The sequence below is a fragment of the Achromobacter sp. JCM 18799 genome (assembly GCF_055395645.1).
The window spans coordinates 6,687,229-6,713,889 of the sequence record NZ_AP043866.1; the positions used below are offsets into that span (position 1 = coordinate 6,687,229).

Sequence of the window (26,661 nt, forward strand, 5' to 3'; positions counted from 1 at the left end):
AGGCAAATTATATGGCTGTGAACGAAAACCGCCTGGTTTGGCTGGACATGGAAATGACCGGCCTGGACCCTGAGAAAGAACGCATCATCGAAGTCGCCGTGGTGGTGACGGAACCCGACCTGACCGTCGTGGCCGAAGGCCCCGTGCTGGTGGTGCACCAGCCCGACAGCCTGCTCGACGCCATGGACAGCTGGAACAAATCCACCCACGGCAAGAGCGGCCTGATCGACAAGGTCAAGGCGTCGACGATTTCCGAGGCGCAGGCCGAGGATACGCTGCTGGCGTTTCTGGCGCAGCACGTGCCGGCAGGCAAGTCGCCGCTTTGCGGCAACACCATCAGCCAGGACCGCCGCTTCATGTTTGCTTACATGCCGCGCCTGGAGCAGTTCTTCCATTACCGCAACCTGGACGTGAGCACGCTGAAGGAACTGGCGCGCCGCTGGGCGCCGGCCGTCTACAAGGGATTCGAGAAGAAGAGCCGCCACGAAGCGCTGGCTGACATCTACGAATCGATCGACGAGCTCAAGTACTACCGCGAACACTTCCTGAAGGTGTAAACGGTCTTTCGCCATGCCTGCCGTCCCGTCCGCCTGCGAGCCGCTCATCGGGGAGCACCCGTCGATGGCGGTGCTGCGCGATCTGGTCGGCCGGGTCGCGCGCAGCAAGGCCAGCATCGTTCTCATCTACGGCGAAACCGGCACGGGCAAGGGGCTGGTAGCGCGCAACCTGCATGCGCAGTCGGCGCGCGCGGCCAAGGGCTATACCGAGATCAACTGCGCCGCCATCCCGGGCAACCTGCTCGAATCCGAATTGTTTGGCCATGAACGCGGTGCGTTCACCGGGGCGGTGGCGCGCAAGACCGGGCTGCTCGAAGCCGCCAACGGCGGCAGCGTGTTCCTGGACGAGATCCGCGAGCTGGATCCGGTCATGCAGGCCAAGATCCTGACCTTGCTGGACAGCCGGCGCTTCCGGCGCATCGGCGCGGTCCAGGAGGTTTCGGTCGATGCGCGTTTCATCGCCGCCACCAACAAGATCCTGCTGGGGGAAGTGCAGGCCGGCCGCTTTCGCGACGACCTGTATTACCGCCTGCAGGTGGTGTCGATCAACCTGCCGCCGCTGCGCGAGCGCGGCGATGACGTCATCGTGCTGGCGCAGCGTTTCCTGGAACGCTACAACGCCACCCACGGCAGCCGTTTTACCGTCATCGATCCCGAGGTGCGGCGCATTTTCAAGGCCTACGCCTGGCCCGGCAATGTGCGCGAACTCGGCAATCTGCTGGAACGGATCTGCATCCTGGAAGACGGCGACACGGTGCTGGCGCGGCACCTGCCGCAGCGCATCCTGCGCGAAGCCGGCAAGCCCGCGCCGGCGGCTTCGCCTGCCGCTGCCGGCACCTATGCCGAACTGTCCGCGCAGTTCCAGCGCGGCCTGATCCGCGCGGCCTTGCAGGCCCAGGACGGCAACCTGGGGCGCGCCGCCGAGTCCCTGGGACTCACGCGGCACGCCCTGCGCCACCAGATGCTCAAACTGGGGCTGGACGGTTAAAAGCTATTCCGCGCTGATGTTGTGCTTGCGCGCAATGCCTTGCCACAGGGCCAGTTCCTCGCGCACGCGCGTGCCGAATTCGGCGCTGTCCATGCGCGACGGCACGGTGCCGTCCAGATCCAGCAAGGCCTTCATTTCGGGCGACGCCGAAATCTCGACGAGCGCGGCGTTGAGCTTGTCGATATAAGGCTGCGGCGTGCCCGCTGGCGCGAACACGCCCACCCAGATCTGCACCGAATACCCCGGCAGCGCCTGCGCGGCCGGCGGCAGGTCGGGGAACGCCGCTGAGGGCGCTTGCGCCGTGGTGGCCAGCAGCTTGACCTTCTTGCCCTGCACCACGGGGGCCAGCGTGCTGTAGTTGGACAGCATGACGTGGATCAGCCCGCCGGCCAGGTCGGAGGCGGCGTTGGCCGCGCCCTTGTAGGGGACGTGGGTCATGTCCGTACCCGCGGCGTCGTCCAGCATGACGGTGGCCAGGTGCGCCAGCGAGCCGACGCCGGCGCTGCCGTAGTTCAGGGCGCCCGGCTTGCTGCGCGCCGCTTCCAGCAGCTGCTTCAACGAGGTGTAGGGTGTCTGCGCCGAGGCGGCGATGACCAGCGGACCCTGTCCTATCATCGCCACCGGCGCGAACTGCTTCAGCGGGTCGTAGGGCAGGTGCGGCTGGGTGGCGGCGGTGGTCAGGAAGGTCGACGAGGTCAGGAGCAGCACCGAGCCGTCCTTGGCCGAGCGGGCCACGTACTCGGAACCGATCGCGCCGGCCGCGCCGCCGCGGTTTTCCACGATCACCGTGTTGCCGAGGCGGGCCGCGAGTTGCGGCGCGATCGCGCGGGCGATCGCGTCATTGCTGGCGCCGGCGGTGAACGGCACTACGATCTTGACCTGCTTGGGCACTTCCGTCTGGGCCGCTGCCGCGCCGGCCAGCAGGGATGCCGCCAGGAACAACGTTGTTTGCATTAGCGCTTTCATGATCGATTCTCTAGGAGAGCGGAGGTTGGAGCGGGCGCCGGACGCGGCGCCCGCGGCGTTCAGTCCGGCATGGGAACTGCGACGTCCAGCAGCGGCGCATACTGCTGCGCGCCGAAGATGTCGCCGTCGCCCGCGGACCCGCTGGGAGCCAGCCGGTAGATCGTGAATTTGATGGCCAGGCCGGGATCGTAATGCACGAAGTCCGATATGCGGCTGTCGTCGATGCGGTACAGGGCGGCCATGCTGGCGCGCGTCAGCGCGCCGGAGCGCTTGACCGCCTCGTAGGTCGCCGGCTCGCGGAAGATGATGTCGAAGGTGATCTTGTTCACGCCCGCGTTCTTGCTGCGGATGGTCTTGGCCAGGGTGCTGAGTTTCTGGGTGCTCATGGTCTTGCCGGCTCAGGCGCCAGCCTCGGTGAGGTGGGTCGGGAAGAGTTCGCCGGCGTCTTCCACCGGCAGCGTGTGGTTCAGGGTCCAACGGTAGGCGGCGCTGGTGCGCACCACTTCGTCCAGCGGAAACGACACCGAGCCGGCCGTGCCTTTCACGTCGGGCAGGCGGGCGTAGAACATCTGGCGCAGGCCCGTGAGCGTCAGCTCCTCGGCCATTTCGGCGGTCGGCGCCACGCCCTGAACCATGACGCACAGCTCATGGCCGGGCTGGTCGCGCAGCGGCTCCAGGTCGCCCATGACGCCGTCGCGCCCGTAGACCTTGTAGTGCAGCTCGTAGCCCGAGTCGCCGAAGCGTTCGCGCACCTTGTCGCGCGCCCAGGCGATGACGCGGTCCACGTTGGCGATGGTGTAGGGATCGCGTATGCCGCAAAGCCCCATGTAGCGTTCGCCGACCTTGCCGGAGCCTTCCAGCTTCACGCGCACCTGGGCGGCGGGCTCGAAGCGCGAGCCGGTGATGCGGGTGGTATTTTCGCTCAGTTGCTCGTAGCGGCATTCGGCCATGTCGAGCCGGCCGCCGGCGAAGAATTCTTCGTACGGATTGGAGCGCTCGTACATCGCGTGGCCCGCGACTGACGCGATGGTGCAGCGCTGGTCGGGATGCATGGCGGTGACGCGCACGTCCTCGGCCGAGATCTCGCCCATCACGGTTTCCTTGCCGCCGTAGGGTTCGGCGCAGAACGAGGCGCACTCCAGCACCTTGCCCAGGTAATAGGCGCGGTCGGCATCGTAGCCCTGGTGCAGGGCCGGGGCGGCGAACACGGCGGCGTCCGAGCTGCGGCCGCCGATGACCACGTCCGCGCCGGCTTCCAGCAGCTTGATGTAGGGATGCACGCCGGCCACGGCCACGATGCGGTCGCTGGCATCCAGCTCGGCCTCGGTCAGGTCGGCGTAGCCGTCCAGGCCCGCCACCTGCTGGCCCGCGCGCAGCGCGCGGCGCACGCGCTCCTTGTCGACTTCGGAATAGAAGTAGCCGATCTTGAACGGAGCCAGCTTGTGCTCGGCGGCGATTTCCTTGATCAGGCGCACATACAGGTCGACGCGGCTGTTGGAGCCGGTGTCGCCGGCCGAGCCGATGACCATGGGCACACCCAGCTTGCGCGCGGCCAGCAGCATCTGTTCCAGGTCGTGGCGCTGCCAGGCTTGCGGGCTGGTGGAGGTATCGGAGCCCAGCGGCACGGGACCCACGTCGTCGCTGCCCGAGTCGGCGGCGATGCAGTCCGGCCCGGCGGCGACGCCGAGCTGGAAGCTCTCGGTGCGCAAGGGGGCGAATCCTAAGTGCCCGTTCGGGCAGATGATGCTCATGGAACGCATGGGTGTAGTCTCTTCAGTTGAGTCGTCCGGTCTCGCTCGTACCGGCAATGACTACAACGCAAGATGCGTGCCAACTGGCAGGAAGCGAAAATCCCGCGAATTCGCGGGGCCAGTGGCGCAATCCCTCCCGATCTGCGGGTAAATTTTCACGCAATGCGTTAATTTCACGCATAGATAGGCCATGCCATTCTCATACTCAGTCGCCAGCATCCGCGACGCCGAACGCCAGGCCCTGGCAGCCGGCCGAAGCTTGATGCCCCTGGCGGGGGCGGCCGCGGTCCGTTACGCGGCAGCGCGGATCCGGCCGGGGACGGTGGTGTTGGCGCTGGCGGGGCCTGGAAACAATGGCGGCGATGCGCTGGAAGCCGCGGCCGGCCTGCGCGCCATGGGGCATGACGTGCGCGTGCTGCTGCCATCGGGGGCGCAGCGCCTGCCGCCCGATGCCGCCCGCGCTTATGCCGGCTGGCAGGCCGCGGGCGGTGAAACCTGGTCAGCGCTGCAGCCGGGTTTCGTGCCGGAACTGGTCATCGACGGCCTGTTCGGCATCGGCTTGAATCGCCCGCTGGGCGCGGACTGGCAGGCGCTGGTGGACACGGTCAACGCCTGGAACGTGCCGGTGCTGGCGCTGGACGTGCCCAGCGGCATCGACGCCGATAGCGGCGAGGCCCTGGGGCGGCCGATCCGGGCGCGCTGGACCCTGTCTTTCATCGGCCGGGCGAGGGGGCTGGAACTGCCGGGGCCGGGACGCGACGCCTGCGGCGTGTCGGCAGTGGACACGCTGGGCGTGACCATCGCCCCGGCGGCCTGACCCGAAGGATTCGCCTTACGCGGGCTTGCCGCCGAAGCGCGAGGCGATGTCGGCTGCCAGCGGCGCGTAGCGCTCGTTGTCGCGGCCGGCCAGCGCATCCAGATGCGCTTCCGACGCGTCGAACACCTGCCAGTAGATGCGGCCGCAGATCTCGCGGGCGGCATGGCCGGGCCAGTCGTCGGGCAGCATGGGGCCCGGCAGTTGCGGATCGTGCAGCACGATCCGGCGCCAGCTGTGCAGCAGCATGACGCGCACGATGAACGCCTCGGCAGGCGCGGGCGGGGTTTCCAGCAGCTTTTCCAGCGGACCGAAATTCTTGGCGAACTGGCGGTACTGCTCGGCCAGCTCGTCCAGGTTCCAGCATTGCGAGGCCAGGCTGGCTATCGGCAGACCGCCGGCGCCGGCCAGGTCGCGCGCCGACAGCACCAGGGCGCGGTCGGGGATGCCCAGCTTTTCCAGGATGTCGTGCGCGGCGCTCGCCTCGGTGTGCGGGTGGGCAAACAGCCCGGGCGCGATCATGCCGAAGCCCTCCCAGACCAGCTCCCGGCGCAACTCGGCGCGCTCGGCCAGCCCGTTGCCGGTGCGCGGCAGTGCGACCAGCGTCCACTCGCCGTTCCATTCCTGGGGCGGGCCGACATAGATGCGCTGGGAGGCATGCGCGGTGTGGCGCAGGCCCTGCTCGGAAATCAGGTAGAGGCTGCGCCGTCCGTGGCGTTCGGATTGCAGCCAGTTCTGCGCCACCAGGCGGAACACGCTGGTGCGCAGCAGGCGTTCATTGATGCCTAGCGGGGCCAGCAGCTCGATCAGGTCGCCCAGCCAGATGGCGCCGCCGTGCGGCGCCAATGCGTCCCCGAGCAGGCTGACGCAGAGCGATTTTGCGCGCGGCGGATCGTTCTTGATCAGGCGTGACAGAAAGCGGTCCAGGGGCGACTGAGGGTTTGCCATTAGAGGGGGCCGGGGCGGCCGATATCGGGATCCGCAATATGATACATAAATCCAATGTGATACAGATTTGAGTTTGACAATGAATTTTTTGTATTAAATAATCCGCCTATGACATGACGGCACTGCGGAACGTTTGCTTTGCGTTTTCGCAAACCGTCTTCAAGGAGACAGACATGTACGCTCAACTCGTCGAAACCGGCGTCAAGCAGGTCAAGACCGCGGACCAGCTCGAAGGCCGGGAACAGACGTTCCAACGCCGGATCGACGACGGCGTCCGCATCGAGGCCAAGGACTGGATGCCGGACGCCTACCGCAAGACGCTGGTGCGCCAGATTTCCCAGCACGCGCACTCTGAAATCGTGGGCATGCTGCCCGAAGGCAACTGGATCACCCGCGCGCCTTCGCTCAAGCGCAAGGCCATCCTGCTGGCCAAGGTCCAGGACGAAGCCGGCCATGGCCTCTACCTGTACAGCGCCGCGGAAACCCTGGGCGTGTCGCGCGACGACCTGATCGACGATCTGCACGCCGGCCGCGCCAAGTACTCCAGCATCTTCAATTACCCCACGCTCAGCTGGGCCGACATCGGCATGATCGGCTGGCTGGTCGACGGCTCGGCCATCATCAACCAGATCCCGCTGTGCCGCTGTTCCTACGGCCCCTATGCGCGGGCCATGGTGCGCGTCTGTAAGGAAGAGTCCTTCCACCAGCGCCAGGGCTACGACCTGCTGATGCAGATGTGCCTGCACGGCACGCCCGAGCAGAAGGCGATGGTGCAGGACTCGCTGAACCGCTGGTGGTGGCCGGCGCTGATGATGTTCGGTCCTTCGGATGCCGACTCGCCCAACAGCGCCCAGTCCATGGCCTGGAAGATCAAGCTCTTCTCCAACGACGAACTGCGCCAGAAAATGGTGGACCAGACCGTGCCGCAGGCCGAATACCTGGGCCTGACGGTGCCGGATCCCGATCTGAAGTGGAACGCCGAGCGCGGCCACTACGATTTCGGCGAAATCGATTGGTCCGAGTTCTACGCGGTGCTCAAGGGCAACGGCCCCTGCAACCGCGAACGCCTGGCCGCGCGCGTCAAGGCGCACGAGGACGGCGCCTGGGTACGCGACGCATTGGTCGCCTACGCCGACAAGCAGGCAGAGCGCAAAGCCGCGTGATGAAACCCACCCCCGAAGCGCTGCGCGCTTCCTCCTTAAGGGGGCGCCACTGCGGACCGGCAAAGCCGGCTCCGCGCGGCCGCGCTGCGGCTCCGGTGGCTGGGTTTCCGGACTCACTCTTTTAACCATTGCAGATCAGGGCGCGCCGCGCGCGCCCGGCATTCAAGGACATCCATCATGAGCAAAGACTGGCCCCTGTGGGAAGTGTTCATCCGCAGCCAGCACGGCCTGGCGCACAAGCACGTCGGCAGCCTGCACGCGCCCGACGCCGAAATGGCGATCAACCACGCCCGCGACGTCTACACGCGCCGCAACGAAGGCCTGAGCATCTGGGTGGTGCGCGCCTCCGACATTTCGGCCAGCAGCCCCGGCGACAAGGATCCGCTGTTCGAACCGGCCAACAGCAAGGTCTACCGGCATCCCACGTTCTTCCCGATGCCCGAAGAAATCAAGCACATGTAAGACGGCGGGGGAGACATGGACAAGACTCTGTTTGAATACCTGCTGCGCCTGGGCGATTCCTCGCTCATCCTGTCGCAGCGTCTGGGCGCCTGGACCGGCCACGGCCCGATCCTGGAAGAAGACCTGGCATTGACCAATACCGCGCTCGACCTGCTGGGCCAGGCCCGCATGTGGCTGACGCTGGCGGGCGAGGTCGAAGGCGCCGGACGCGACGAAGACGCGCTGGCCTACCTGCGCGACGCGCACCAGTTCCACAACGTGCTGCTGGCCGAACGCCCCAACGGCAACTACGCCGACACCATGGCGCGCCAGTTCCTGTTCGACGTCTGGCACTACTTCCTGCTGCAGCGCCTGGAAAAGTCGAGCGACGAACGCGTCGCCGGCATCGCGGCCAAGGCCATCAAGGAAGTGACCTACCACGTGCGCCGTTCCTCGGACATGGTGGTGCGCCTGGGCGACGGCACGGCGGAAAGCCATGCCAAGATGCAGGCGGCCATCGATGACGCGTGGCGTTTCACCGGCGAACTGTTCGCCGACGACGCCGTGGACCTGGACGTCGCCGCCCGCGGCATCGGCTGCGAGCTGTCGGCCTTGCGCGAGCCCTGGCTGGCGCACGTGCGCGAAGTGCTGGAAGAAGCCACGCTGACCGTGCCCGACGAAGCCGCCGCCAACCATCTGGCGCACCGCGGCGGACGCCAGGGCAAGCACACCGAGGAACTGGGTTACGTGCTCGCCGAAATGCAGTTCCTGCCGCGCGCCTATCCGGGAGCCACCTGGTGAACGCGCTGGCGCCCGTTTCCGCCGACCAGGTCTACGCCTGGCTGCAGGAGGTCCCCGATCCGGAGATCCCCGTGCTGTCCGTGGTGGATCTGGGCGTGGTGCGGGACGTGTCCTGGGACGGCGAGGCCTGTGTCGTGGTCATCACGCCCACGTACTCCGGCTGTCCGGCCATGCGCGAGATCACGCAGGATATCCAGCAGACGCTGGCCCGCCACGGCATCGCCGAGGTCCGCGTGGAAACCCGCCTGGCGCCAGCCTGGACCACCGACTGGATGAGCGAGAAGGGACGCGAGGCGCTCAAGGGCTATGGCATCGCCGCGCCCGCCGAACGCGCCGTCGACATCTCGGGCATCAGCCGGCGTGCGGCGGGCCCCGCCATCGCCTGCCCGCGCTGCGGCTCGAAAGACACGCGCCTGGTCAGCAACTTCGGGTCCACGTCGTGCAAGGCGCTGTATCGCTGCGTGTCTTGCCGCGAACCCTTCGATTATTTCAAGACTCACTGAGAGCGGTTTCGCAATGAGCCAGAACCAATTCCATTCCTTGACGGTGGCTTCGGTGGCGCGCAACACGCGCGACGCCGTGGTCGTGACCTTCGACCTGCCCGAGACGCTGGCGCAAGAGTTCGCCTTCCAGCCGGGCCAGTACCTGACGTTGCGCACCGAGCTCAACGGCCAGGAACAGCGCCGCTCCTATTCCATCTGTTCCGCGCCCGACGACAAGCTGCTGCGCGTGGCCATCAAGAAGGTGGACGAGGGCGTCTTCTCCAGCTGGGCCAACCATGAGCTGCAGCCCGGCCAGACCCTGGAAGTCATGGCGCCGGCCGGCAACTTCACCGTCGATTTTTCCCCCGAGAACAAGCGCCACTATGTGGCGTTTGCCGTAGGCAGCGGCATCACGCCGGTGTTCTCCCTGGTCAAGACCGCGCTGTCGACCGGGCCCAACAGCAAGTTCACGCTGTTCTTCGGCAACCGCGCCTCGTCCGCGGTGCTGTTCCGCGAAGAGATCGAAGACCTGAAGAACCTCTACATGGAGCGCTTCTCGCTGGTCTACATCATGAGCCGCGAGACCCAGGACATCGAACTCTTCAACGGCCGCCTGGACGGCGACAAGGTCGACCAGCTGATGTCGGCCTGGATGAGTCCCGAGGATATCGATTACGCTTTTGTCTGTGGTCCGCAGACCATGACCGAAAGCGTGGTCGAGCGGCTGCAGGCCCGCGGCATTCCGAAGTCGAACATCAAGTTCGAACTCTTCGGCGCGCCCAAGGGGCCGCGCGCATTGCGCACCGGCCAGGACGCCCGCCAGGCGCGCGGCAAGGGCCAGTGCGAGGTGACCGTGGTGCAGGACGGCCACAGCCGTATGTTCGTGATTGAAAAGAATAAAGACAGCGTGCTGGATTCGGCGCTGGCGCAAGGTATCGAACTGCCGTATTCGTGCAAGGGCGGGGTGTGTTCCACCTGCCGCTGCAAGGTCATCGAAGGCGAGGTGGACATGGACGCCAACTTCGCCCTGGAAGACTACGAAGTGGCGCGCGGGTTCATCCTGAGCTGCCAGAGCTTTCCGGTCAGCGACCGCCTGGTCATCGACTTCGACCAGGAAACCTGACCCGGCCCGCGCCAGGCAGATAAAACCATATCCATTTGGAGAGACGCAGTGTCCCAACAATTCTTCGAACGCCATCAGCCCCTGCTGGAACAAGCCATGGCCGCCGCCTCCCTGCGCGGCTACTGGAGCCCCTTTGCCGAGTCGCCCAGCCCCCGCAACTATGGCGAAACCGCCAACGACGAGGGCCGCGCGGCCTTTGAGGCGCTGCAAGGCAAGCCTTTCCCGCTGAACCTGCACGACGCCGACGGTACCGTGGGCGGCGAAAAATCGCCGTTCGGCTTCGACCTGGGCATCACCTATCCGCACGTCCCCGCCGACAAGCTGATCGCCGCTTCCAAGCGCGCGCTGGAAGACTGGCGCCGCGCCGGCCCGCGCGCCTGGGTGGGCGTGTCGCTGGAAATCCTGGCCCGCCTGAACAAGCGCAGCTTCGAGATCGCCTACGCGGTCCAGCACACCACCGGCCAGGGCTTCATGATGGCCTTCCAGGCCGGCGGCCCGCACGCGCAGGACCGCGGCTTCGAAGCCGTGACCTACGCCTGGCAGGAAATGTCGCGCATCCCCGGCGTCGCCGTCTGGGAAAAGCCGCAAGGCAAGAATGACCCGATCCGCATGGAAAAGCAGTTCACCGTGGTGCCGCGCGGCGTCGCGCTGGTGATCGGCTGCTCCACCTTCCCGACCTGGAACGGCTACCCCGGCCTGTTCGCCAGCCTGGCCACCGGCAACACCGTCATCGTCAAGCCGCACCCCGGCGCCATCCTGCCCCTGGCCATCACCGTGAAGGTGGCGCGCGAAGTGCTGCAGGAAGCGGGCTTCGATCCGGACGTCGTCCTGCTGGCCGCGCATGCAGCCGGCGATGACACCGCGCAGAAGCTGGCGCTGGACCCGGCCGTCAAGATCGTCGACTTCACCGGCAGCACCGCCAATGGCGACTGGCTGGAGAACAACGCCCGCCAGGCGCTGGTCTACACCGAGAAGGCCGGCGTCAACCAGGTCATCATCGACTCCACCGACGACCTGAAGGGCGTGGCCCGCAACCTGGCGTTCTCGCTGGCCCTGTATTCGGGCCAGATGTGCACCGCGCCGCAGAACATCTACGTGCCGCGCGACGGCATCCAGACGCCGGAAGGCCGCGTCAGCTTCGACGAGGTCGCCGCCGCCCTGGGCGCCGCGGTCGAGAAGGTCGGCGCCGATGCGGCCAAGGCCGTCGAACTGACCGGCGCGATCCAGAACGAAGGCATCGTTGAGCGCATCGAGAAGGCCCGCGCGCTGGGCCTGCCGGTGGTGGCCGACAGCAAGGCGCTGACGCACCCGCAGTTCGAGAACGCCCGCGTCCGCACGCCGCTCCTGCTGCGCACGGAGGCCGGCAACGCCGCCATCAGCCAGGAATGGTTCGGTCCGATCGCCTTCGTGGTCGCCACCGACTCCACCACCCACAGCATCCAGCTGGCGCGCGACAGCGTGATCAAGCATGGCGCGCTGTCTCTGTCGGCCTACACCACCAGCGACGCCGTCGCCGACCAGGTGCAGGACGCTGCGGAAGTCTCGGGCGTGTCGCTGTCGCTGAACCTGACGGGCGGCGTGTTCGTCAACCAGACCGCCGCCTTCAGCGACTTCCACGGCACCGGCGCCAACCCGGCCGCCAACGCCGCGCTGTCGGATTCGGCCTTCGTGTCCAACCGTTTCCGCGTGGTGCAAACCCGCCGCCATGTCTGAACGGGGCCGCTGACATGAGCTACCAGGATATCCAATTCGACCTGTCGGGCGGCATCGCGCGCCTGACGCTGAACCGTCCCGACAAGCTGAACAGCTTCACCGCCAACATGCACGGCGAAGTGGCCGACGCGTTGACGCGCGTGGAGACCGAAGGCGCGCGCGTGCTGGTGCTGACCGGCGCGGGCCGCGGCTTCTGCGCCGGCCAGGACCTGAGCGAGCGCAAGCCCGCCGCCGACGGCACGCCGCCCGACCTGGGCGAGACCGTCGACAAGTTCTACGGACCGCTGGTGCGCCGCGTGAACGCCCTGCCCATGCCCGTCGTGGTGGGCGTGAACGGCGTGGCCGCCGGCGCGGGCGCCAACCTGGCGTTTACCGGCGATATCGTCATCGCCAAGGCTTCGGCCACGTTCATCCAGTCGTTCTGCCGCCTCGGGCTGATTCCCGATACCGGCGGCACCTTCGTGCTGCCGCGCCTGGTGGGCCGCGCCCGCGCCATGGGCCTGGCCATGCTGGGCGACAAGCTCGGCGCCAAGCAGGCCGAAGAGTGGGGCCTGATCTGGCAATGCGTGGCGGACGAGGAATTCGATGCGACGCTGGAACGCCTGGCGCAGCATTTCGCCAAGGCGCCGACCAAGGGCCTGGCGTTCACCAAGCGGGCCATGCAGGCCAGCCTGGGCAATGACCTGTCCACGCAGCTGGACCTGGAGCGCGACATGATGCGCGAACTCGGCCGCAGCGCGGACTATGCGGAAGGCGTGGCCGCCTTCCTGGGCAAGCGCGAACCGCAATTCAAGGGGCAATAAGAATGAACGCACACGTTCCCGAGGTCGAAGTGCCGGCCGATCCCCAGGAGCTGGCGCAAGCCGTCGGCACCGTCATGTACGCGGGCGACGCGGCGTCGCAGGGCCTGGACATGAAAGTCGAGGAAATGGCGCCGGGCTACGCGCGCCTGACCATGCGCGTGCGTCCCGACATGCTGAACGGCCACAAGACCTGCCACGGCGGATTCATCTTCGCCCTGGCGGACAGCGCGTTCGCCTTTTCGTGCAATTCGCGCAACGTCAGCACCGTCGCTTCGGGCTGCACCATCGACTATCTGGCCCCGGGCTTCGAAGGCGATCTGTTGACCGCGGTGGCGCAGGAGCGCTCGCTGGCCGGCCGCACCGGCGTCTATGACGTCACCGTCACCAACCAGGACGGACGCAACGTGGCGCTGTTCCGCGGCCGTTCCTACCGCATCAAGGGCCAGATCGTCGGCGTTCCCGCGGACGCTTGAGGCAGCCAGCCAACCAAAGCTATACGGCCGCGGGCCGGGCAGCGAGCGGGCAGGGCATATGCCCGCCGCGATCAGGCCCCGCGCAGAGAGAATTTCAGGAGAGAGATAACCATGTCCAACACCATGAGCAAGCCGGGGCTGGACCCCATCGAGCATGCCAGCCAGGATGAGCTGCGCGCGTTGCAGCTCGAGCGCCTGAAGTGGTCGCTCAAGCACGCCTACGACAACGTGCCGCACTACAAGAAGGCTTTCGATGAAGCCGGCGTACACCCTGACGACCTGAAGCAGCTGTCCGATATCTCGAAGTTCCCCTTCACCACGAAGAAGGAACTGCGCGAGAACTATCCCTTCGGCATGTTCGCCGTGCCGCGCGAGCGCATTTCGCGCATCCACGCGTCCAGCGGCACCACCGGCAAGCCGACCGTGGTGGGCTACACCAAGGGCGACCTGGACAACTGGGCCAACCTGGTGGCGCGCTCGATCCGCGCGGCGGGCGGCAAGCCCGGCGACACGGTGCACGTGGCCTACGGCTACGGCCTGTTCACGGGCGGCCTGGGTGCGCATTACGGCGCCGAACGCCTGGGCTGCACGGTCATTCCGATGTCGGGCGGACAGACCGAAAAACAGGTGCAGCTGATCAACGATTTCCGTCCGGACATCATCATGGTCACGCCCTCCTACTTCTGCAATATTCTGGAGGAACAGCGCCGCCAGGGGATTGATCCGCGTCAAAGCTCGCTGCGCATCGGCATCTTCGGCGCCGAACCCTGGACCGGGCAGATGCGCGCCGACATCGAGGCCGAAGCCGGCATCGACGCCGTCGACATCTACGGCCTGTCCGAAGTGATGGGGCCGGGCGTGGCCAGCGAATGCGTCGAGACCAAGGACGGTCCGGTGGTCTGGGAAGACCATTTCTACGCGGAAATCATCAATCCGGACACGGGCGAGCCCGTGGCTGACGGCGAGCCGGGCGAACTGGTGTTCACTTCGCTGACCAAGGAAGCGATGCCCATCATCCGCTACCGCACCCGCGACCTGACCCGCCTGCTGCCGCCCACCGCGCGCAGCATGCGCCGCATCGGCAAGATCACTGGCCGCAGCGACGACATGCTGATCGTGCGCGGCGTGAACATGTTCCCGACCCAGGTCGAGGAACTGGTCCTGAAGATCGCCCAGCTGGCGCCGCATTACCAGCTGGTGCTGTCGCGCACCGGCAATATGGACGAGCTGGAAATCCTGACCGAACTGCGCGCCGAATTCTCGACGCTGTCGGATGCGGACCGTACGAATCTGGGCAAGCAGCTGCAGCATGCCGTGAAGACGCACATCGGCGTGAGCGCGCGCATCCAGGTGTCGGACGCGGGCCATGTGGAACGCACGCTGACCGGCAAGGCGCGCCGCGTGATCGACAAGCGGCCGAAATAGTAAGGGCCCCCACGCCGCGCCCGCTTACGCGGGCTAGCTGCCCCCCGAGGGGGCGTTTTCCCCTTGGGGCGGCCCGGCGGGGAAAAAGGGCCCCCACGCCGCGCCCGCTTACGCGGGCTAACTGCCCCCGAGGGGGCGGCTCGTCGGCGGGGCGGCTGCTTCTTGTAGGTAGCAGTCAAAAAAAAGCAGCCGTAAGGCTGCTTTTTTTACTTGATCGTCCCACGCACGATGCGCCGGTACCAGTAGTGCAGCAAGGCCGCCGACAGTCCCAGGCCGACCATGGCCATCAGCCACATGCTGCCGGCGCCCTGGGGAGATCCAGGGACCAGGATGGCGCGCACGCCGTCCAGGCCGCCGCGGCCCGGGCCGAAGCCGAACCACCAGCCGCCGACCAGGCCCACGCCCGCCAGCGCCACCACTTGCAGCAGCAGCGGCACCACCGCGACCTTGTAGGCGCGCAGCAGGTAGGAGTTGATGCACTGCATCGAGTCGAACAGGTGGAACAGGGGCAGGACGGCCAGCAGCGTGGTCGCCACCGCGGCCACCTCGGGGTTGTCGGTGTAGGCGGCCAGGATCAGCGGGCGGCCGGCCAGCAGCACCGCCGCCGTCAACAGCGCGCCCAGTATGCCCAGCGTCAGGCCGGCCATGCCGGTGCGGTGTGCATGGGCGAGGTTGCCCGCGCCGATGGCCTGCGCGGTCAGGGCCGCCGTGGCCACGCCCAGCGCCATGGGCATCATGTAGCAGAGCGCGGCCAGGTTCGACATGATCTGATGGCCGCCGGTCACGTAAGTGCCTTCGCGCGCCACCAGCAGGGCCATGAAAGTGAAGGCCGACACTTCGACCAGATAGGAGCCGCCCATGGGGATGCCCAGGCGCAGCAGCTCCTTGAGCGTCTTCCAGTCGGGCTTGCCGACGTGCAGCTTGAAGCGGCGGTAGTAGCGGTCGTGGGTGATGACCCACAAGCCGAGGCCCAGGCTCATCCACGACACCACGGCGGTGGCCAGTCCGGCGCCGGTGGCGCCCATGGCGGGCAATCCCAGCTTGCCGTAGATGAACAGCCAGTTGAAGAAGGCCTTGAAGCCAATGGCCGTCAGGTTGATCGCCATGACCAGCTTGGGCCGCGAGACCGACGTGCCCAGCGCGTAGATGGTGCGGAACACCAGCGCGGCGGGCAGGGCCAGCACCAGGGCCTGCAGATACGAGCCGATGCGTTCGCGCACGCCGGGAGCGACCTCGCCGGACATGGACAGCCACATGTTTGGGAACAGCATCAGCACGGCGCCCACCACGGACAAGCCCAGCGCCAGCCAGACGCCCTGGCCCCAGCTGCGGCCGACCTCGAGGTTGTTGCCTGCGCCGAAGTGCTGGGCCAGGATGGGAATCAGGGCGTGCGCCACGCCCATCAGTCCGACAAAGATAGTGATGTAGATCGACGCGGACAGCGCCATTGCCGCCAGGTCGGCGGCGCTGGAATGGCCGGTCATGGCGGTGTCGAGCACGCCGAAGGAGATGCCGGCCCACTGGCTGACCAGCACCGGCCAGGCCTGCCTGGCGATGCCGCGCAGGGTGGCGCCGAAACTCATCGGCGCGGCGGGAGCGGGCGTCATCGGGGGGCGCCGACTCGCAGCAGGCGGAAGACTTCCTGGCGGTCGGCGCGCCGGCCGCCTTGCCACAGCACCTCGGCGCCGTCGCTGTAAGCGGCGGTGTTGTCGCGCAAGCTCTGATTGCTGGTCTGCTGCAGCACCAGCGTGCACTTGGAGTCGAACGTGAACGTCAGGTTATCGAAGATCAGGAACGAGGCGCGCTGCCCGCTGCCCAGGCTCAGCCCGCGCACGCACTCGCCGGCGCGCGCGTTCTCTTTCAGCGCATGGGCCAGCTGGCCCGACACGGTGCGGTAGCTGCGGGCGTAGTCCACGGCCGGTTGCCACAACAGCACCAGCAGGATCCAGGTCACGGTCAGGCCGCCGGCCGACAGCACCGTGCCGCGCCACAACGCCTGCGGCCGCACCCGCAGCCGCCACACCACCAGCGCGATCCAGCCCACGGTGAAGCCCACGGCCAGCGCGAACGCCACCCAGGAGATCTCGGGTTCGTAGCCGGTGGTCTGGCGGGCGATATTGCGGGAAATTTGCGCCGGCCAGCCGAAGTGCAGGGCGACCCAGCCCAGCCAGACCGTGGTGGCCGTCAGCGAAAAGCACATGACGGCGAACCAGTCCAGCGTGTTGACCACGCCGCGGCGCAGCGTGGGCAGCGAGAACGCGCCCAGCACCGCGCAGGGCACGGCCAGCAGCACATATTCGGAATCGGAAGCTTCTTCCAAGCCGAACAGCACGACCGCCGAGCACACCAGCAGGGCCAGGGGCAGCCAGATGTGCGGCGCATAGAGCCAGGCGCGCCAGCGCCAGATGGCCAGCAGGGCCAGCGGCCAGGTCGGCCACAGGTACCAGGGCAGATCGCGCAGGGTGCGCCCGATGTCATGCCAGGGCGGCACGGTGAAGGACGACAGGTTCCAGATCTTCCAGTTGCGGATCCAGTACTCGCTGCTTTGGCTGGCGGGTATCCACCAGGCCAGGATCAGAACGGCGGCCAGCAGCGCGGCCCACAGCAGCCAGCGGCGGCATTTCCACAGCCGGCTGCGCGGATAGAACGCCAGGGCCGCGCCCACCATGATGGGGATGGCGCCGACCCAGCCGCGGGTCAGGAAACTGGCCGCCAGGGCGATGCCCAGAGTGGTGCTGCCGGTGAACGGCCGGTCTATGCTGCGCGCCAGCGAATAGAAGGCAAGCGCCTGCCACGCCATGATGGCGGGCACGACGGTGGTTTCGTGGGTGCGCTGCAGGATGCCGACCGTGGCCAGCAACAACAGCAGCGCGGCGTCCGCCAGCATGCGTCCGTAGTCGCGCGGCTCGGGTTCGCCGCCGAAGGGCAGGGCCAGCGGTTGCGCCTCGGCGCGTCGGCCCAGCAGATAGGTGCCGTACCAGACGCTGGTGGCGGTGATGCCGAACCACAGCAGATTGGGCAGGCGGCCGGCGGTGATGTCGCCGATGAAGGGGCCGAACAGCCAGATGCAGATCGCGCCCACCCAGGTGATCAGGGGGCCTTCCTCGGCGTGCGCCAGATGTCCCACCTGCGGCAGCAGCCAGGTGATGCCGCCTTCGCGGATCGCCGTGATCATGGTCGCCAGCCCCACGGCATCGTCTGTTTTCCACGGGTCGCGCATGAACAGGCCGGCCACGATATAGGCCAGCGACAAGCCCAGCAGTATCAGTCTGGGCAGTTTCGCGGTGGCCACGGACGTGAGCCGGGCCGGAGTGGAAATGGAAAGTGGGGACACGGGCGTTAATGTAACCGAGTGGTCTGGTTGCGCTAGTACCCAGCGTCAGAATCGGACGGCCAGGGAGAAAAAAAAGCAGCCCGGAGGCTGCCTTTTCGCTGCGGCTCCCGGGGGAGCGACAGATCAGGAAGCGGACTTGACCGTGCCTGCGGTGCGGGCGAAGCGGGCGCGGAATTTTTCCACGCGGCCGGTTTCGACGATACGCGTCTGGGCGCCCGTGTAGAACGGATGCGATTCGGAGGTCACGTCGCACTTGAAGAGCGGGTACGTCTTGCCATCCAGTTCGATGCTTTCGCGCGTTTGGACGGTCGAACGGGTGATGAACTTGTTGCCCGTTTGCAGGTCGGCGAAGACGACTTCGCGGTATTCGGGGTGAATGCCTTCTTTCATGGTGCTTTCCTAGGGCTCGGTCGAGCCTTGCAAGTTGTTAGGGTCGCCAGCCGGGTGTCCGGTGTCCCGCCAGCCTGGCGAACCCGTCGACATGCGGATCGGGTTTGCCCAGCGGCCGGATACTCGTCGACTGTTCCAGCCACGTATCCAAAAAGTAACCCCAAATTCTAGCATGGGAATTTTGGCCAGGCCAAGAGGAAAGGACTCGCCGCGTAGCGGGCGGTCCTTGCCAGAAATTGGGGTCGGATTGTTTCGGCGCTTAGAGATCCGTGCGCAGCTTCCAGATCTCGGGGAACAGCACCACTTCCAGCATGCGCCTCAGGTAATCCACCCCCGACGTGCCGCCGGTGCCGCGCTTGAAGCCGATGACCCGTTCGACCGTGGTGACGTGGCGGAAGCGCCACAGGCGGAACGCGTCTTCCAGGTCGGTCAGCTTTTCTCCCAGCTGGTACAGGTCCCAGTAGCGGTCGGGCTGGCGGTAGACCGTCAGCCAGGCGGCTTCCACGCCAGCCGACGATTGGTAGGGCTGGGTCCAGTCGCGCTCGAGGTGGTCGGCCGGCACGTCCAGGCCGTGGCGCGCCAGCAGCCGCAGCGCCTCGTCGTACAGCGATGGGGCTTCATAGGCGCTGCGCACCTGGGCCAGCAGGTCCTCGCGGTGCGCGTGCGGCTTGAGCATGGCCGCGTTCTTGTTGCCCAGCAGGAATTCGACCTGGCGGTACTGATAGCTCTGGAATCCGCTGGAACGCGCCAGATAGGGGCGCAGCGCCGAATACTCGGGCGGCGTCATGGTCGCCAGCACGTCCCAGGCATGGACCAGCTGTTCCATGATCTTGCTGACGCGGGCCAGCATCTTGAAGGCGGGCTGCAGCCGGTCGGCGGCCACGTTGGCGATGGCGGCGCGCAGTTCGTGCAGCATCAGCTTCATCCAGAGTTCGCTGGTCTGATGCTGGATGATGAAAAGCATCTCGTTGTGCTCGGGCGACAGCGGATGCTGCGCGCCCAGCAGTTCGTCCAGATGCAGGTAATCGCCGTAGGTCATGTCGCGCGTGAAATCCAGCTGCGCTTTTTCCTGGCGGACGATGTCCTCGGGGCGTTCGGAGTGGCTCATGCGCGGCCTCCCTTGCAGGGCGGGGCGGCGCGGCGGGCCGAGGCGGGCAGGGCGCGCCACGAGGGCGCGTGGGGGCGGACGCAGGCAAGCGCCGCATGCAAATCGGAATGGTCTTTCATGGTCGTGCTTCCAGAACCGGCGGCCGACTTCGGATCGGCCGCCATGGCCAGCGGACCAGCCTACAGTTCGCGCAAGACGGCGCGAACCGGGCTGGCATCGGCCTGGACCAGCGCCAACGGCAGTGCGATCAACTCGTAATCGCCTTCCGGCACATCGTCGAGCACCAGGTTCTCCAGTACCCGCATGTCGTGCCGCAAGATCGTGTGGTGGCTGTCCAGGGTCTTGCTGGAGGCGGGGTCGATGCTGGCCGTATCCAGGCCGATCAGCATGACGCCGCGTTCGGCCAGCCATTCGATGGTCTGGGGCGCGTAAGCGGAGAAATCGTCGGTCCACCAGTCCTGCGCGGCGTGCTTGGCGGTGCGGACCAGCACGCGGGGCGGCAGGTTCAAGGCCGCATGGGCCAGGTGGTCCACCGTGATGAGGGGGCCGCAGTCGACGGCGTGGATGACGCGGCAGGGCCCGAGGAACGGTTCGAGGGACACCGCGCCGATGGCGGCGGCGCCGTTCTGGTAATGCAGGGGCGCGTCAGCATGCGCGCCGATGTGCGGCGACATGGTGATTTCGCTGACGTTGACCGGGCAGCCGGGCGCAAGCGACCATTTCCATTGCTGGCGGTACGGCGTGTCGCCAGGAAAGACTGGCGACGCCGTGGAGACGGGCGGGGAGATGTCCCACAAGCGTTTCATGTCAGGCGGGGTGGGTCGAGAGATGCGTTAAGCCTAAAACAATTGCGGGCGCTAGTCTAACGAATTCGGGCGCCGGCCGCAGCCCCTAAAGGCCGCCGAGTTCGGCCATGGACACGACGGTGCCGGCGGCCACGATCAGGTGGTCCACCAGCCGGATGTCCACCAGGGCGAGCGCCTGCTTCAGGTGCTGGGTGAATCCGCGGTCCGCGGCGCTGGGCTCGGCCAGGCCGGACGGATGGTTGTGGGCGATGATCAGGGCCGCCGCGTGGTGGCGCAGGGCTTCGCGCACGACCTCGCGGGGATAGACCGATGCCTGGGACAGGGTGCCGCGCGCCAGTTCGCCCGTGGCGATCAGGCGCAGGCGGTTGTCCAGGTAGAGCGCAATGCAGTGTTCCACCTGGCGGTGCCCCAGCGCCATCTTGCAATATTGTTTTACCTGCAGCGGGTGATCCAGGTTGCTGTTGCGGGCCAGGTCTTCCTCGATGGCGCGGCGGGCCAGTTCCAGCAGGGCGGCCAGCATGCACGCCTTGGCGGTTCCCAGGCCGGGAACCGCGGTCAGCTCCTCGGGCGTCGTGCCCAGGAGGCCCCGCAGGCCGCCGAATCTGGCCAGCAGCCGGTTGCCCAATTCCACCACGTCCAGGCCGGGAACGCCGGTGCGCAGGGCGATGGCCAGCAGTTCCGAGTCCTGGAGCGCGGCGGCGCCGTGGCGCAGCAGTCGCTCCCTGGGACGCTCGTGTTTGGGCAGCCGGTCGGACAATTTCATAAGAGGCTCTAAAATCAAGGTTTATTCAATTGCATATACGGTGGCAGATCTTGAGCATCGCCTCTAATGAAGTGAACGTTTTGGTCCGTCCGGATTCCTACCTGACGCTGCACTACCGCATCACGCTGGCCTCGGGACCGGGCAAGGATTCCGTGTTCGCCGATACCTTCGACGGCCGTCCCGGCACGCTGCAGATGGGTAGCGGCCAATGGGCGCCCGGGCTGGAAGCCGCGCTGGTCGGCCGCGCTGAAGGCGAGCGCTTCAGCGTCACGGTGGAACCCGCCAATGCCTACGGCGAACGCAACCCCGAACTGATCCAGCGCGTCACGCGCGCCATGCTGGCCGAGCATGCCGGCGCCGACGCCGCCTTCGAGCCGGGCGACCTGGTGGAATTCACCGCGCCCAATGGCGGCCGCTATTCGGGCGTCCTGAAGGAAATCAACGACGAATCGGCCCTGTTCGATTTCAACCACCCGCTCGCGGGCATCAGCTTGCGGGTCGACGTGGCGCTCTTGGGAGTCCTCTGATGAGCCAGGTTGTCACCGCCGCCGACGCCGAAGTCCTGCTGGCGCAGCCGCGCGGCTTCTGTGCCGGCGTGGATCGCGCCATCGACATCGTCGAGCGCGCGCTTGAACTGCACGGCGCGCCCATCTATGTGCGCCACGAAATCGTCCATAACCGCTACGTGGTGGAAGACTTGCGCGCCAAGGGCGCCATCTTCATCGACGAGCTGGACGACGCGCCTGCCGGCGCCATCGTGGTGTTTTCGGCGCACGGCGTGTCCAAGGCGGTGCGGGCCGAAGCCGAAGCCCGCGGGCTGCGCGTGTTCGACGCCACCTGCCCGCTGGTCACCAAGGTCCACATCGAGGTGGCCCGCATGCGCGCCGCCGGCCGCGAGATCATCATGATTGGCCACAAGGGCCATCCCGAGGTCGAAGGCACGCTGGGCCAGGCCCAGGGCGGCATGTACCTGGTCGAGACCGTCGAGGACGTCGCCGGCCTGCAAGTGACCGATCCCGAGAACCTGGCCTACGTCACGCAGACCACCTTGTCGGTGGACGACGCGGCGGCCGTGTCGCGGGCGTTGAAAGAGCGCTTCCCCAATATCGTCGAGCCCAAGAAAAGCGATATCTGCTACGCCACCCAGAACCGCCAGGACGCGGTCAAGGTGATGGCGCCGGATTGCGACCTGGTGCTGGTGGTGGGCAGTCCCAACAGTTCCAACTCCAACCGGCTGCGCGAAGTGGCTGAACGCAAGGGCGTCGCTTCCTATCTGATCGACGGCGCACAATCGATCGACCCTGCCTGGCTGGTGGGCCGCAAGCGCATCGGCGTGACCGCGGGCGCGTCCGCGCCCGAGATCCTGGTGCAGCAGGTGATCGACCGCGTCAAGGAATTGGGCGCGGTCTCGGTACGCACCATGCCCGGCCTGGAAGAGAATGTGGCGTTCCCGCTGCCCAAGGGCCTGTCCCGCAAGTCGGCGCAGACGGAATCGCTGGAATAAGCAGACGGACGCCGCGCGCATGCGCGGCGCCGCAACAGAAAATCAAGGAGACTTCATGCAGTTGTACAGCTACTTTCGCAGCTCGGCCGCGTACCGCGTGCGCATCGCCCTGAACCTGAAGGGCTTGCCCTACGAATACCTGCCCGTGCATCTGCTGAAGGACGGCGGCCAGCAACTGTCGGCGGATTACCGCAAGGTGAATCCGACCGCGCTGGTGCCCACGCTCGTCGATGGCGACGCCGTCATCGGCCAATCGCTGGCCATCATCGAATACCTGGAAGAAACGCATCCCGAAGTGCCGTTGCTGCCGGCGGACGCGGTCGGCCGCGCGCGGGTGCGCGACCTGGCGCTGGGCATTGCCTGCGACACGCATCCCTTGAACAACCTGCGCGTGCTGAAGTACCTGAAGCACACCCTGGGCGTGGACGAGGCGGCCAAGACCGCCTGGTACAAGCACTGGGTGCATCAGGGCCTGGAAGCCCTGGAGGCGCAACTGGCGGGTTCTTCCGCCACCGGCCTCTTCTGCCACGGCGATACGCCCACGATCGCCGACCTGTGCCTGGTGCCTCAGGTGGCGAACGCCCAGCGTTTCGACTGCGACCTGTCGGCCATGCCCAACGTCGTGCGCATCGATGCCGCCTGCCGTGCGTTGCCGGCATTCGACGCGGCCGCGCCGGGCAAGCAGCCCGACGCGGAGTAGCGCCTAGCCGGGTGTGGACCGGCTCAGCCGATCTGCACCGGCACGAAGATCTTGTCTTCGCCGCGCTGCACCAGCAGGGCGACCGTCTTGCCCGCCTTGGACAGCGCGTCCTTCACCTGCGCGACGTTGTGCACCGGCACGCCGTTCAGGGACAGCAGCACGTCTCCCGGTTCGATCCCGGCCTTGGCGGCCGGTCCGATCGAGCGTTCGATCAGCAAGCCCTCGGTGCCCGCCGCCTGCTGCTCCTGCGGACTCAACGGCCGCAGCGCCAGGCCGAGCTGACCGCGCTGCACCTCCTGGTCGCCCGCCGAGGCCTGCGTCTTGTCCTTGGGCACGCCGCCCAGGGTGGCGACCAACTCCTTCTGCGAGCCGTTGCGCCAGACGTCCAGCTTGATCTTCTCGCCCGGCGTGGCCAGCGTGATGGTGGAGGCCAGGTCGCCCGAGGACACGATGGTCTTGCCGTCGATCTTGCGCACCACGTCGCCGGGCTGCAGGCCGGCCTTGTCGGCGGCGCTGCCTTTCTCTACGCTGGAAACCAGCGCGCCCGAGGGCGTATCCAGCTTGAAGGAGTTGGCCAGGTCCTGGTTCACTTCCTGCACCGTCACGCCCAGCCTGGCGTGCTGCACCTTGCCGTGTTCCAGGATCTGGTCCTTGATCTTGTAGGCCACATCGATCGGGATCGAGAACGACAGGCCCTGGAATCCGCCGGTGCGGCTGTAGATCTGGGAATTGATGCCCACGACTTCGCCGCGGTCGTTGAACAGCGGGCCGCCCGAGTTGCCGGGGTTGACCGCCACGTCCGTCTGGATGAAAGGCACCGAGGTGTCGTCGGGCAGCGAGCGGCCCTTGGCGCTGACGATGCCGGCAGTGGCCGTGTTTTCCAGGCCGTAGGGCGAGCCGATGGCCAGCACCCATTCGCCCACCTGCAGCTGGTTGACGTCGCCCACCTTCACCACCGGCAGGTTCTTGGCGTCGATCTTGAGGACGGCCACGTCGGTCTGGGGATCCGAGCCCAGCACCTTGGCCTTGTATTCGCGGCGGTCGGTCAGCTTGACCGTGACTTCCTTGGCGTCCTGGACCACGTGCGCATTGGTCAGGATGATGCCGTCGGCGCTGACGATGAAGCCGGAGCCTTCGCCGCGCATGGGTACTTCACGCGCAGGCCGCTGGCCGCGCGCGCCGGGAATCTGGCCGAAGAACTGGGCGAAGGGGTCGCCTTCGTCGGCCGACACCTTGCGCGTGCCGCTGACGCTGATGTTCACCACGGCCGGGCCGAAGTCGCGCGTGATCTGCGCGAAATTCGGCGGGCTGGACGTGCCGGGCGTTTGGATGGAGGAGGTGATGGCCGGCGCGCTGGCCGCCATCGAAACGCCGCCGGTGAAGGCGGTTGCGCCCGCGCCGCCTATGGCGCCGGCAGCCAGCAGCGCCAGCACCAGGCGCGAGGGTTTCATTTGGGTGGTCTTCATGTCGGCTCCTGCGTTCATGTTGAAGGACATGGCGCTATCTTCGGGCCTGACACTTAGGCGAGCCTTAAGTCGGAAAAACCACCTTCACGCGCAGGCCTGAGCCAGCCGGCGTGTCCTGCAGTTCTATGGCGGCGCCGTGCTGGTCGGCGATGCTGCGCGCGATCGCCAGCCCCAGGCCGCTGCCGTGCTGCGCATTGCCTTCGACGCGGTAAAAGCGGTCGAACACGCGCTCGCGTTCTTCAGGGGCGATACCCGGGCCTTCGTCGTCGATCAGCAGGGCGGCTTCAGCGGAAGTCTGTTCCAGATGGAGGTGGATGCGCTTGCCGGCGGGCGTGTATTTGATCGCGTTGTCGAGCAGATTGCGGACCAGCAGCGTCAGTGCGTCGCGGTGTCCCTGCACCCAGGCTTGCGGCGCGCCGTCCAGATCGATGCCGAGTGACTTGGCGTTGGCCTGGGGCAGCATTTCAGAGAGCGCCTGGCGCAGCACGTCGGCCAGGTCCACGGCTTCGGCGGGCGCCTGTTCCGCCGCGCTTTCGTGGCGCGCCAGGGAGAGCAGTTGCTCCACCAGGCGCGTGGCGCGGTCGATGCCCGCGGCCAGCCGTTGTTCGGCAAGCCGGCGCGCATCCGCATCGCCCGCGCGTTGCAGGGCCTGCAACTGCAGGCGCAGCGCCGTCAGGGGCGAACGCAGTTCGTGCGCCGCATCGCCGACGAACTGTTTCTGCTGCGCGAAGGCGCCGCGCATGCGCTCCAGCAGCAGGTTCAGTTCCAGCACCAGCGGCCGGATCTCATCGGGCAGGCCCTCCACGCTGACGGGCGACAGGTCTTCGGGCTGGCGCGCCGCAACCTGGGAGCGTGCGCGCTTTACCGGCCGTAGCGACCAACTGACCACGCACCAGACGATCAGCATGAGCAAGGGGGCTGCTGCGGCGATGGGGGCGATGGTGCGCAGCGCCAGCGCGCGCGCCATGCTGGTGCGCACGGCCATGTCCTGCGCCACCTGGATGACCTGGAAGGGCGTGGCCAGCGAATACACGCGATAGGTGCTGCCCTCCATCTTCGCGTCGGAGAAGCCGAGGATGATCTGGTCCGGCAACGGCCGGCGGGATCGGGAATTGAAGACGCGCACGCCGTCGGGTGTCCAGATCTGGATGATCAGGTCGTCCGCCACGGGCGATCCCGCGCCGCGCGCGTGCGCCGGGCCTGTGCTGAGCAGTCCGTCGCCCGTGCCCAGCGACAGGGCGGTGCGCTGCAGCAGCGAGTCGAAGATATCGTCGGCCTGCGCCAGGGTGCTGCGGTAGGCGATGACGCCTTGCACCAGCGCGCCGACCATGATGGCGGCCAACAGGAAGAAAAGCAGCCTGGCTCTCAGTGAGTAGCTAAGCGGAATGCTCATGTTTTGGGGATGACATAGCCGACGCCTCTGACGTTCTGGATCAGGTTCTGACCCAGTTTCTTGCGCAGGCCATGAATATAAACCTCAACCGCGTTGCTGCTGATGCCGTCTTTCCAGCTGTACAGCTTTTCTTCCAGCTGGGCGCGCGAAAAAATCATGCCCGGGCGCGCGATCAGCGGTTCCAGCACCGCCCATTCGCGCGCGGTCAGCGTGACCGGGGCGCCGTCCACCATGGCGGCGTGCGACTGGGGGTCGATGGTGATGCCCTCGTGCTCGAACACCGGTTCCGCGCGCCCCGCGCTGCGGCGGATCAGGGCGCGCATGCGGGCCAGCAGTTCATCCACGTCGTAGGGTTTGACCACGTAGTCGTCGGCGCCGGCGTCCAGTCCCGCGATCCGGTCGCTCACCGCGTCGCGGGCGGTGGCGATCAGCACCGGCGTGCGGTCCTTGCGCGTGCGCAGATCGCGCAGCAGCGACAGGCCGTCGCGCTTGGGCAGGCCCAGGTCCAGGAGTATGAGGTCGTAGGTATCGGTGCGCAGCGCGAGTTCCGCGGCATTGCCGTCCTTGACCCAGTCTACGGCGTAGTGCTCGGCGCGCAGGCAGTCCAGCACGCTCTCGCCTATCATGAGGTCGTCTTCGACTAGAAGGATGCGCATGGTGATGTCCGCCAGGATGGTCCAGCAGGTTGGACGCATGGCGGCGGGCGGGAGTTCCCGGGCGGAGCGGGGGAAGGGTGGTGCGCGAACCGG

Annotated in this window: 28 protein-coding genes; 15 read left to right on the forward strand and 13 right to left on the reverse strand. The window is 67.0% G+C overall.

All coding sequences use genetic code 11. The annotated features are described in order from the left end of the window. Positions 1-11: 11 nt before the first annotated feature. On the forward strand, positions 12-557 hold the full coding sequence (gene orn, locus ACZ5YA_RS31610; RefSeq protein ID WP_042792554.1) for an oligoribonuclease: 546 nt from the start codon (positions 12-14) through the stop codon (positions 555-557). A gap of 13 nt (positions 558-570) precedes the next feature. Beyond that, positions 571-1,545 (forward strand): sigma-54 interaction domain-containing protein, encoded by a 975-nt coding sequence (locus ACZ5YA_RS31615; RefSeq protein WP_464091704.1) that lies wholly within the window; start codon positions 571-573, stop codon positions 1,543-1,545. Positions 1,546-1,548: 3 nt separating this feature from the next. Here the strand turns inward: ACZ5YA_RS31615 and ACZ5YA_RS31620 are convergent, their stop codons facing one another. From ACZ5YA_RS31620 to ACZ5YA_RS31630, 3 genes are all read right to left on the reverse strand, one after another. Then, on the reverse strand, positions 1,549-2,499 hold the full coding sequence (locus tag ACZ5YA_RS31620; RefSeq protein WP_251877245.1) for a tripartite tricarboxylate transporter substrate-binding protein: 951 nt from the start codon (positions 2,497-2,499) through the stop codon (positions 1,549-1,551). A gap of 71 nt (positions 2,500-2,570) precedes the next feature. Continuing rightward, a complete protein-coding gene (locus ACZ5YA_RS31625; protein WP_013392433.1) occupies positions 2,571-2,897 on the reverse strand; it encodes a DUF4387 domain-containing protein in 327 nt (108 codons plus the stop codon). 12 nt (positions 2,898-2,909) lie between these two features. Continuing rightward, entirely contained in the window at positions 2,910-4,271 is a 1,362-nt protein-coding gene (locus ACZ5YA_RS31630) for an acyclic terpene utilization AtuA family protein (RefSeq protein WP_464091705.1), read from the reverse strand. Positions 4,272-4,452: 181 nt separating this feature from the next. On the opposite strand from ACZ5YA_RS31630, the gene ACZ5YA_RS31635 reads away from it, so the two are divergent. Further along, complete coding sequence (locus ACZ5YA_RS31635; protein ID WP_464091706.1) at positions 4,453-5,079, forward strand: NAD(P)H-hydrate epimerase; 627 nt, start codon at positions 4,453-4,455, stop codon at positions 5,077-5,079. Between the two features lie 15 nt (positions 5,080-5,094). On the opposite strand, the gene paaX is transcribed toward ACZ5YA_RS31635, so the two are convergent. Next, entirely contained in the window at positions 5,095-6,024 is a 930-nt protein-coding gene (gene paaX / locus ACZ5YA_RS31640) for a phenylacetic acid degradation operon negative regulatory protein PaaX (protein ID WP_059379303.1), read from the reverse strand. Positions 6,025-6,197: 173 nt separating this feature from the next. On the opposite strand from paaX, the gene paaA reads away from it, so the two are divergent. The 9 genes from paaA to paaK all read left to right on the forward strand — a co-directional run bounded on the left by paaA (position 6,198) and on the right by paaK (position 14,448). After that, positions 6,198-7,187: a 1,2-phenylacetyl-CoA epoxidase subunit PaaA gene (paaA, locus tag ACZ5YA_RS31645; RefSeq protein ID WP_059379302.1), complete on the forward strand. Its 990-nt coding sequence runs from the start codon at positions 6,198-6,200 to the stop codon at positions 7,185-7,187. Between the two features lie 177 nt (positions 7,188-7,364). Next, a complete protein-coding gene (paaB, locus tag ACZ5YA_RS31650) occupies positions 7,365-7,649 on the forward strand; it encodes a 1,2-phenylacetyl-CoA epoxidase subunit PaaB (RefSeq protein ID WP_006388300.1) in 285 nt (94 codons plus the stop codon). Positions 7,650-7,664: 15 nt separating this feature from the next. Beyond that, positions 7,665-8,429 (forward strand): 1,2-phenylacetyl-CoA epoxidase subunit PaaC, encoded by a 765-nt coding sequence (paaC, locus tag ACZ5YA_RS31655; RefSeq protein ID WP_059379301.1) that lies wholly within the window; start codon positions 7,665-7,667, stop codon positions 8,427-8,429. Then, on the forward strand, positions 8,426-8,932 hold the full coding sequence (paaD, locus tag ACZ5YA_RS31660) for a 1,2-phenylacetyl-CoA epoxidase subunit PaaD (protein ID WP_059379300.1): 507 nt from the start codon (positions 8,426-8,428) through the stop codon (positions 8,930-8,932). The genes paaC and paaD overlap by 4 nt, the downstream gene beginning before the upstream one ends. 13 nt (positions 8,933-8,945) lie before the next feature. After that, positions 8,946-10,034: a 1,2-phenylacetyl-CoA epoxidase subunit PaaE gene (paaE, locus tag ACZ5YA_RS31665; RefSeq protein WP_464091707.1), complete on the forward strand. Its 1,089-nt coding sequence runs from the start codon at positions 8,946-8,948 to the stop codon at positions 10,032-10,034. A 48-nt stretch (positions 10,035-10,082) separates the two neighbouring features. Continuing rightward, positions 10,083-11,747: a phenylacetic acid degradation protein PaaN gene (gene paaN, locus ACZ5YA_RS31670; RefSeq protein WP_059379298.1), complete on the forward strand. Its 1,665-nt coding sequence runs from the start codon at positions 10,083-10,085 to the stop codon at positions 11,745-11,747. A 14-nt stretch (positions 11,748-11,761) separates the two neighbouring features. Then, on the forward strand, positions 11,762-12,550 hold the full coding sequence (paaG, locus tag ACZ5YA_RS31675) for a 2-(1,2-epoxy-1,2-dihydrophenyl)acetyl-CoA isomerase PaaG (RefSeq protein WP_464091708.1): 789 nt from the start codon (positions 11,762-11,764) through the stop codon (positions 12,548-12,550). 2 nt (positions 12,551-12,552) lie between these two features. Further along, a complete protein-coding gene (paaI, locus tag ACZ5YA_RS31680) occupies positions 12,553-13,023 on the forward strand; it encodes a hydroxyphenylacetyl-CoA thioesterase PaaI (RefSeq protein ID WP_059379296.1) in 471 nt (156 codons plus the stop codon). Between the two features lie 111 nt (positions 13,024-13,134). Beyond that, positions 13,135-14,448, forward strand: a complete 1,314-nt coding sequence (gene paaK, locus ACZ5YA_RS31685) for a phenylacetate--CoA ligase PaaK (protein ID WP_059379295.1) — start codon at positions 13,135-13,137, stop codon at positions 14,446-14,448. A 206-nt stretch (positions 14,449-14,654) separates the two neighbouring features. Here the strand turns inward: paaK and ACZ5YA_RS31690 are convergent, their stop codons facing one another. The 6 genes from ACZ5YA_RS31690 to radC all read right to left on the reverse strand — a co-directional run bounded on the left by ACZ5YA_RS31690 (position 14,655) and on the right by radC (position 20,849). Further along, complete coding sequence (locus ACZ5YA_RS31690) at positions 14,655-16,055, reverse strand: MATE family efflux transporter (protein WP_464091709.1); 1,401 nt, start codon at positions 16,053-16,055, stop codon at positions 14,655-14,657. Continuing rightward, entirely contained in the window at positions 16,052-17,782 is a 1,731-nt protein-coding gene (locus ACZ5YA_RS31695; RefSeq protein WP_251877241.1) for an ArnT family glycosyltransferase, read from the reverse strand. Before ACZ5YA_RS31695 ends, ACZ5YA_RS31690 begins: the two co-directional genes overlap by 4 nt. A 123-nt stretch (positions 17,783-17,905) precedes the next feature. After that, positions 17,906-18,172 (reverse strand): type B 50S ribosomal protein L31, encoded by a 267-nt coding sequence (locus ACZ5YA_RS31700; protein ID WP_054450976.1) that lies wholly within the window; start codon positions 18,170-18,172, stop codon positions 17,906-17,908. A gap of 259 nt (positions 18,173-18,431) precedes the next feature. Further along, entirely contained in the window at positions 18,432-19,280 is an 849-nt protein-coding gene (gene kynA, locus ACZ5YA_RS31705; protein WP_054450977.1) for a tryptophan 2,3-dioxygenase, read from the reverse strand. Positions 19,281-19,459: 179 nt separating this feature from the next. Next, positions 19,460-20,086, reverse strand: a complete 627-nt coding sequence (gene kynB / locus ACZ5YA_RS31710) for an arylformamidase (protein WP_059379291.1) — start codon at positions 20,084-20,086, stop codon at positions 19,460-19,462. 85 nt (positions 20,087-20,171) lie between these two features. Then, complete coding sequence (gene radC / locus ACZ5YA_RS31715; RefSeq protein ID WP_059379290.1) at positions 20,172-20,849, reverse strand: RadC family protein; 678 nt, start codon at positions 20,847-20,849, stop codon at positions 20,172-20,174. A gap of 50 nt (positions 20,850-20,899) precedes the next feature. Here radC and ACZ5YA_RS31720 point away from each other — a divergent pair, with 50 nt between their 5' ends. The 3 genes from ACZ5YA_RS31720 to maiA are packed head-to-tail and all read left to right on the forward strand — an operon-like array spanning position 20,900 to position 23,053. Further along, on the forward strand, positions 20,900-21,376 hold the full coding sequence (locus tag ACZ5YA_RS31720; RefSeq protein WP_118934218.1) for an FKBP-type peptidyl-prolyl cis-trans isomerase: 477 nt from the start codon (positions 20,900-20,902) through the stop codon (positions 21,374-21,376). Beyond that, positions 21,376-22,353: a 4-hydroxy-3-methylbut-2-enyl diphosphate reductase gene (gene ispH, locus ACZ5YA_RS31725; RefSeq protein ID WP_118934220.1), complete on the forward strand. Its 978-nt coding sequence runs from the start codon at positions 21,376-21,378 to the stop codon at positions 22,351-22,353. Before ACZ5YA_RS31720 ends, ispH begins: the two co-directional genes overlap by 1 nt. Before the next feature lie 55 nt (positions 22,354-22,408). After that, on the forward strand, positions 22,409-23,053 hold the full coding sequence (gene maiA, locus ACZ5YA_RS31730; RefSeq protein WP_054450982.1) for a maleylacetoacetate isomerase: 645 nt from the start codon (positions 22,409-22,411) through the stop codon (positions 23,051-23,053). A gap of 23 nt (positions 23,054-23,076) precedes the next feature. On the opposite strand, the gene ACZ5YA_RS31735 is transcribed toward maiA, so the two are convergent. From ACZ5YA_RS31735 to ACZ5YA_RS31745, 3 genes are all read right to left on the reverse strand, one after another. Beyond that, on the reverse strand, positions 23,077-24,519 hold the full coding sequence (locus ACZ5YA_RS31735; RefSeq protein ID WP_464091710.1) for a DegQ family serine endoprotease: 1,443 nt from the start codon (positions 24,517-24,519) through the stop codon (positions 23,077-23,079). 64 nt (positions 24,520-24,583) lie between these two features. Further along, a complete protein-coding gene (locus ACZ5YA_RS31740; protein ID WP_280014684.1) occupies positions 24,584-25,912 on the reverse strand; it encodes an ATP-binding protein in 1,329 nt (442 codons plus the stop codon). Continuing rightward, positions 25,909-26,568: a response regulator gene (locus ACZ5YA_RS31745; RefSeq protein WP_059379341.1), complete on the reverse strand. Its 660-nt coding sequence runs from the start codon at positions 26,566-26,568 to the stop codon at positions 25,909-25,911. The genes ACZ5YA_RS31740 and ACZ5YA_RS31745 overlap by 4 nt, the downstream gene beginning before the upstream one ends. Positions 26,569-26,661 lie beyond the last annotated feature (93 nt).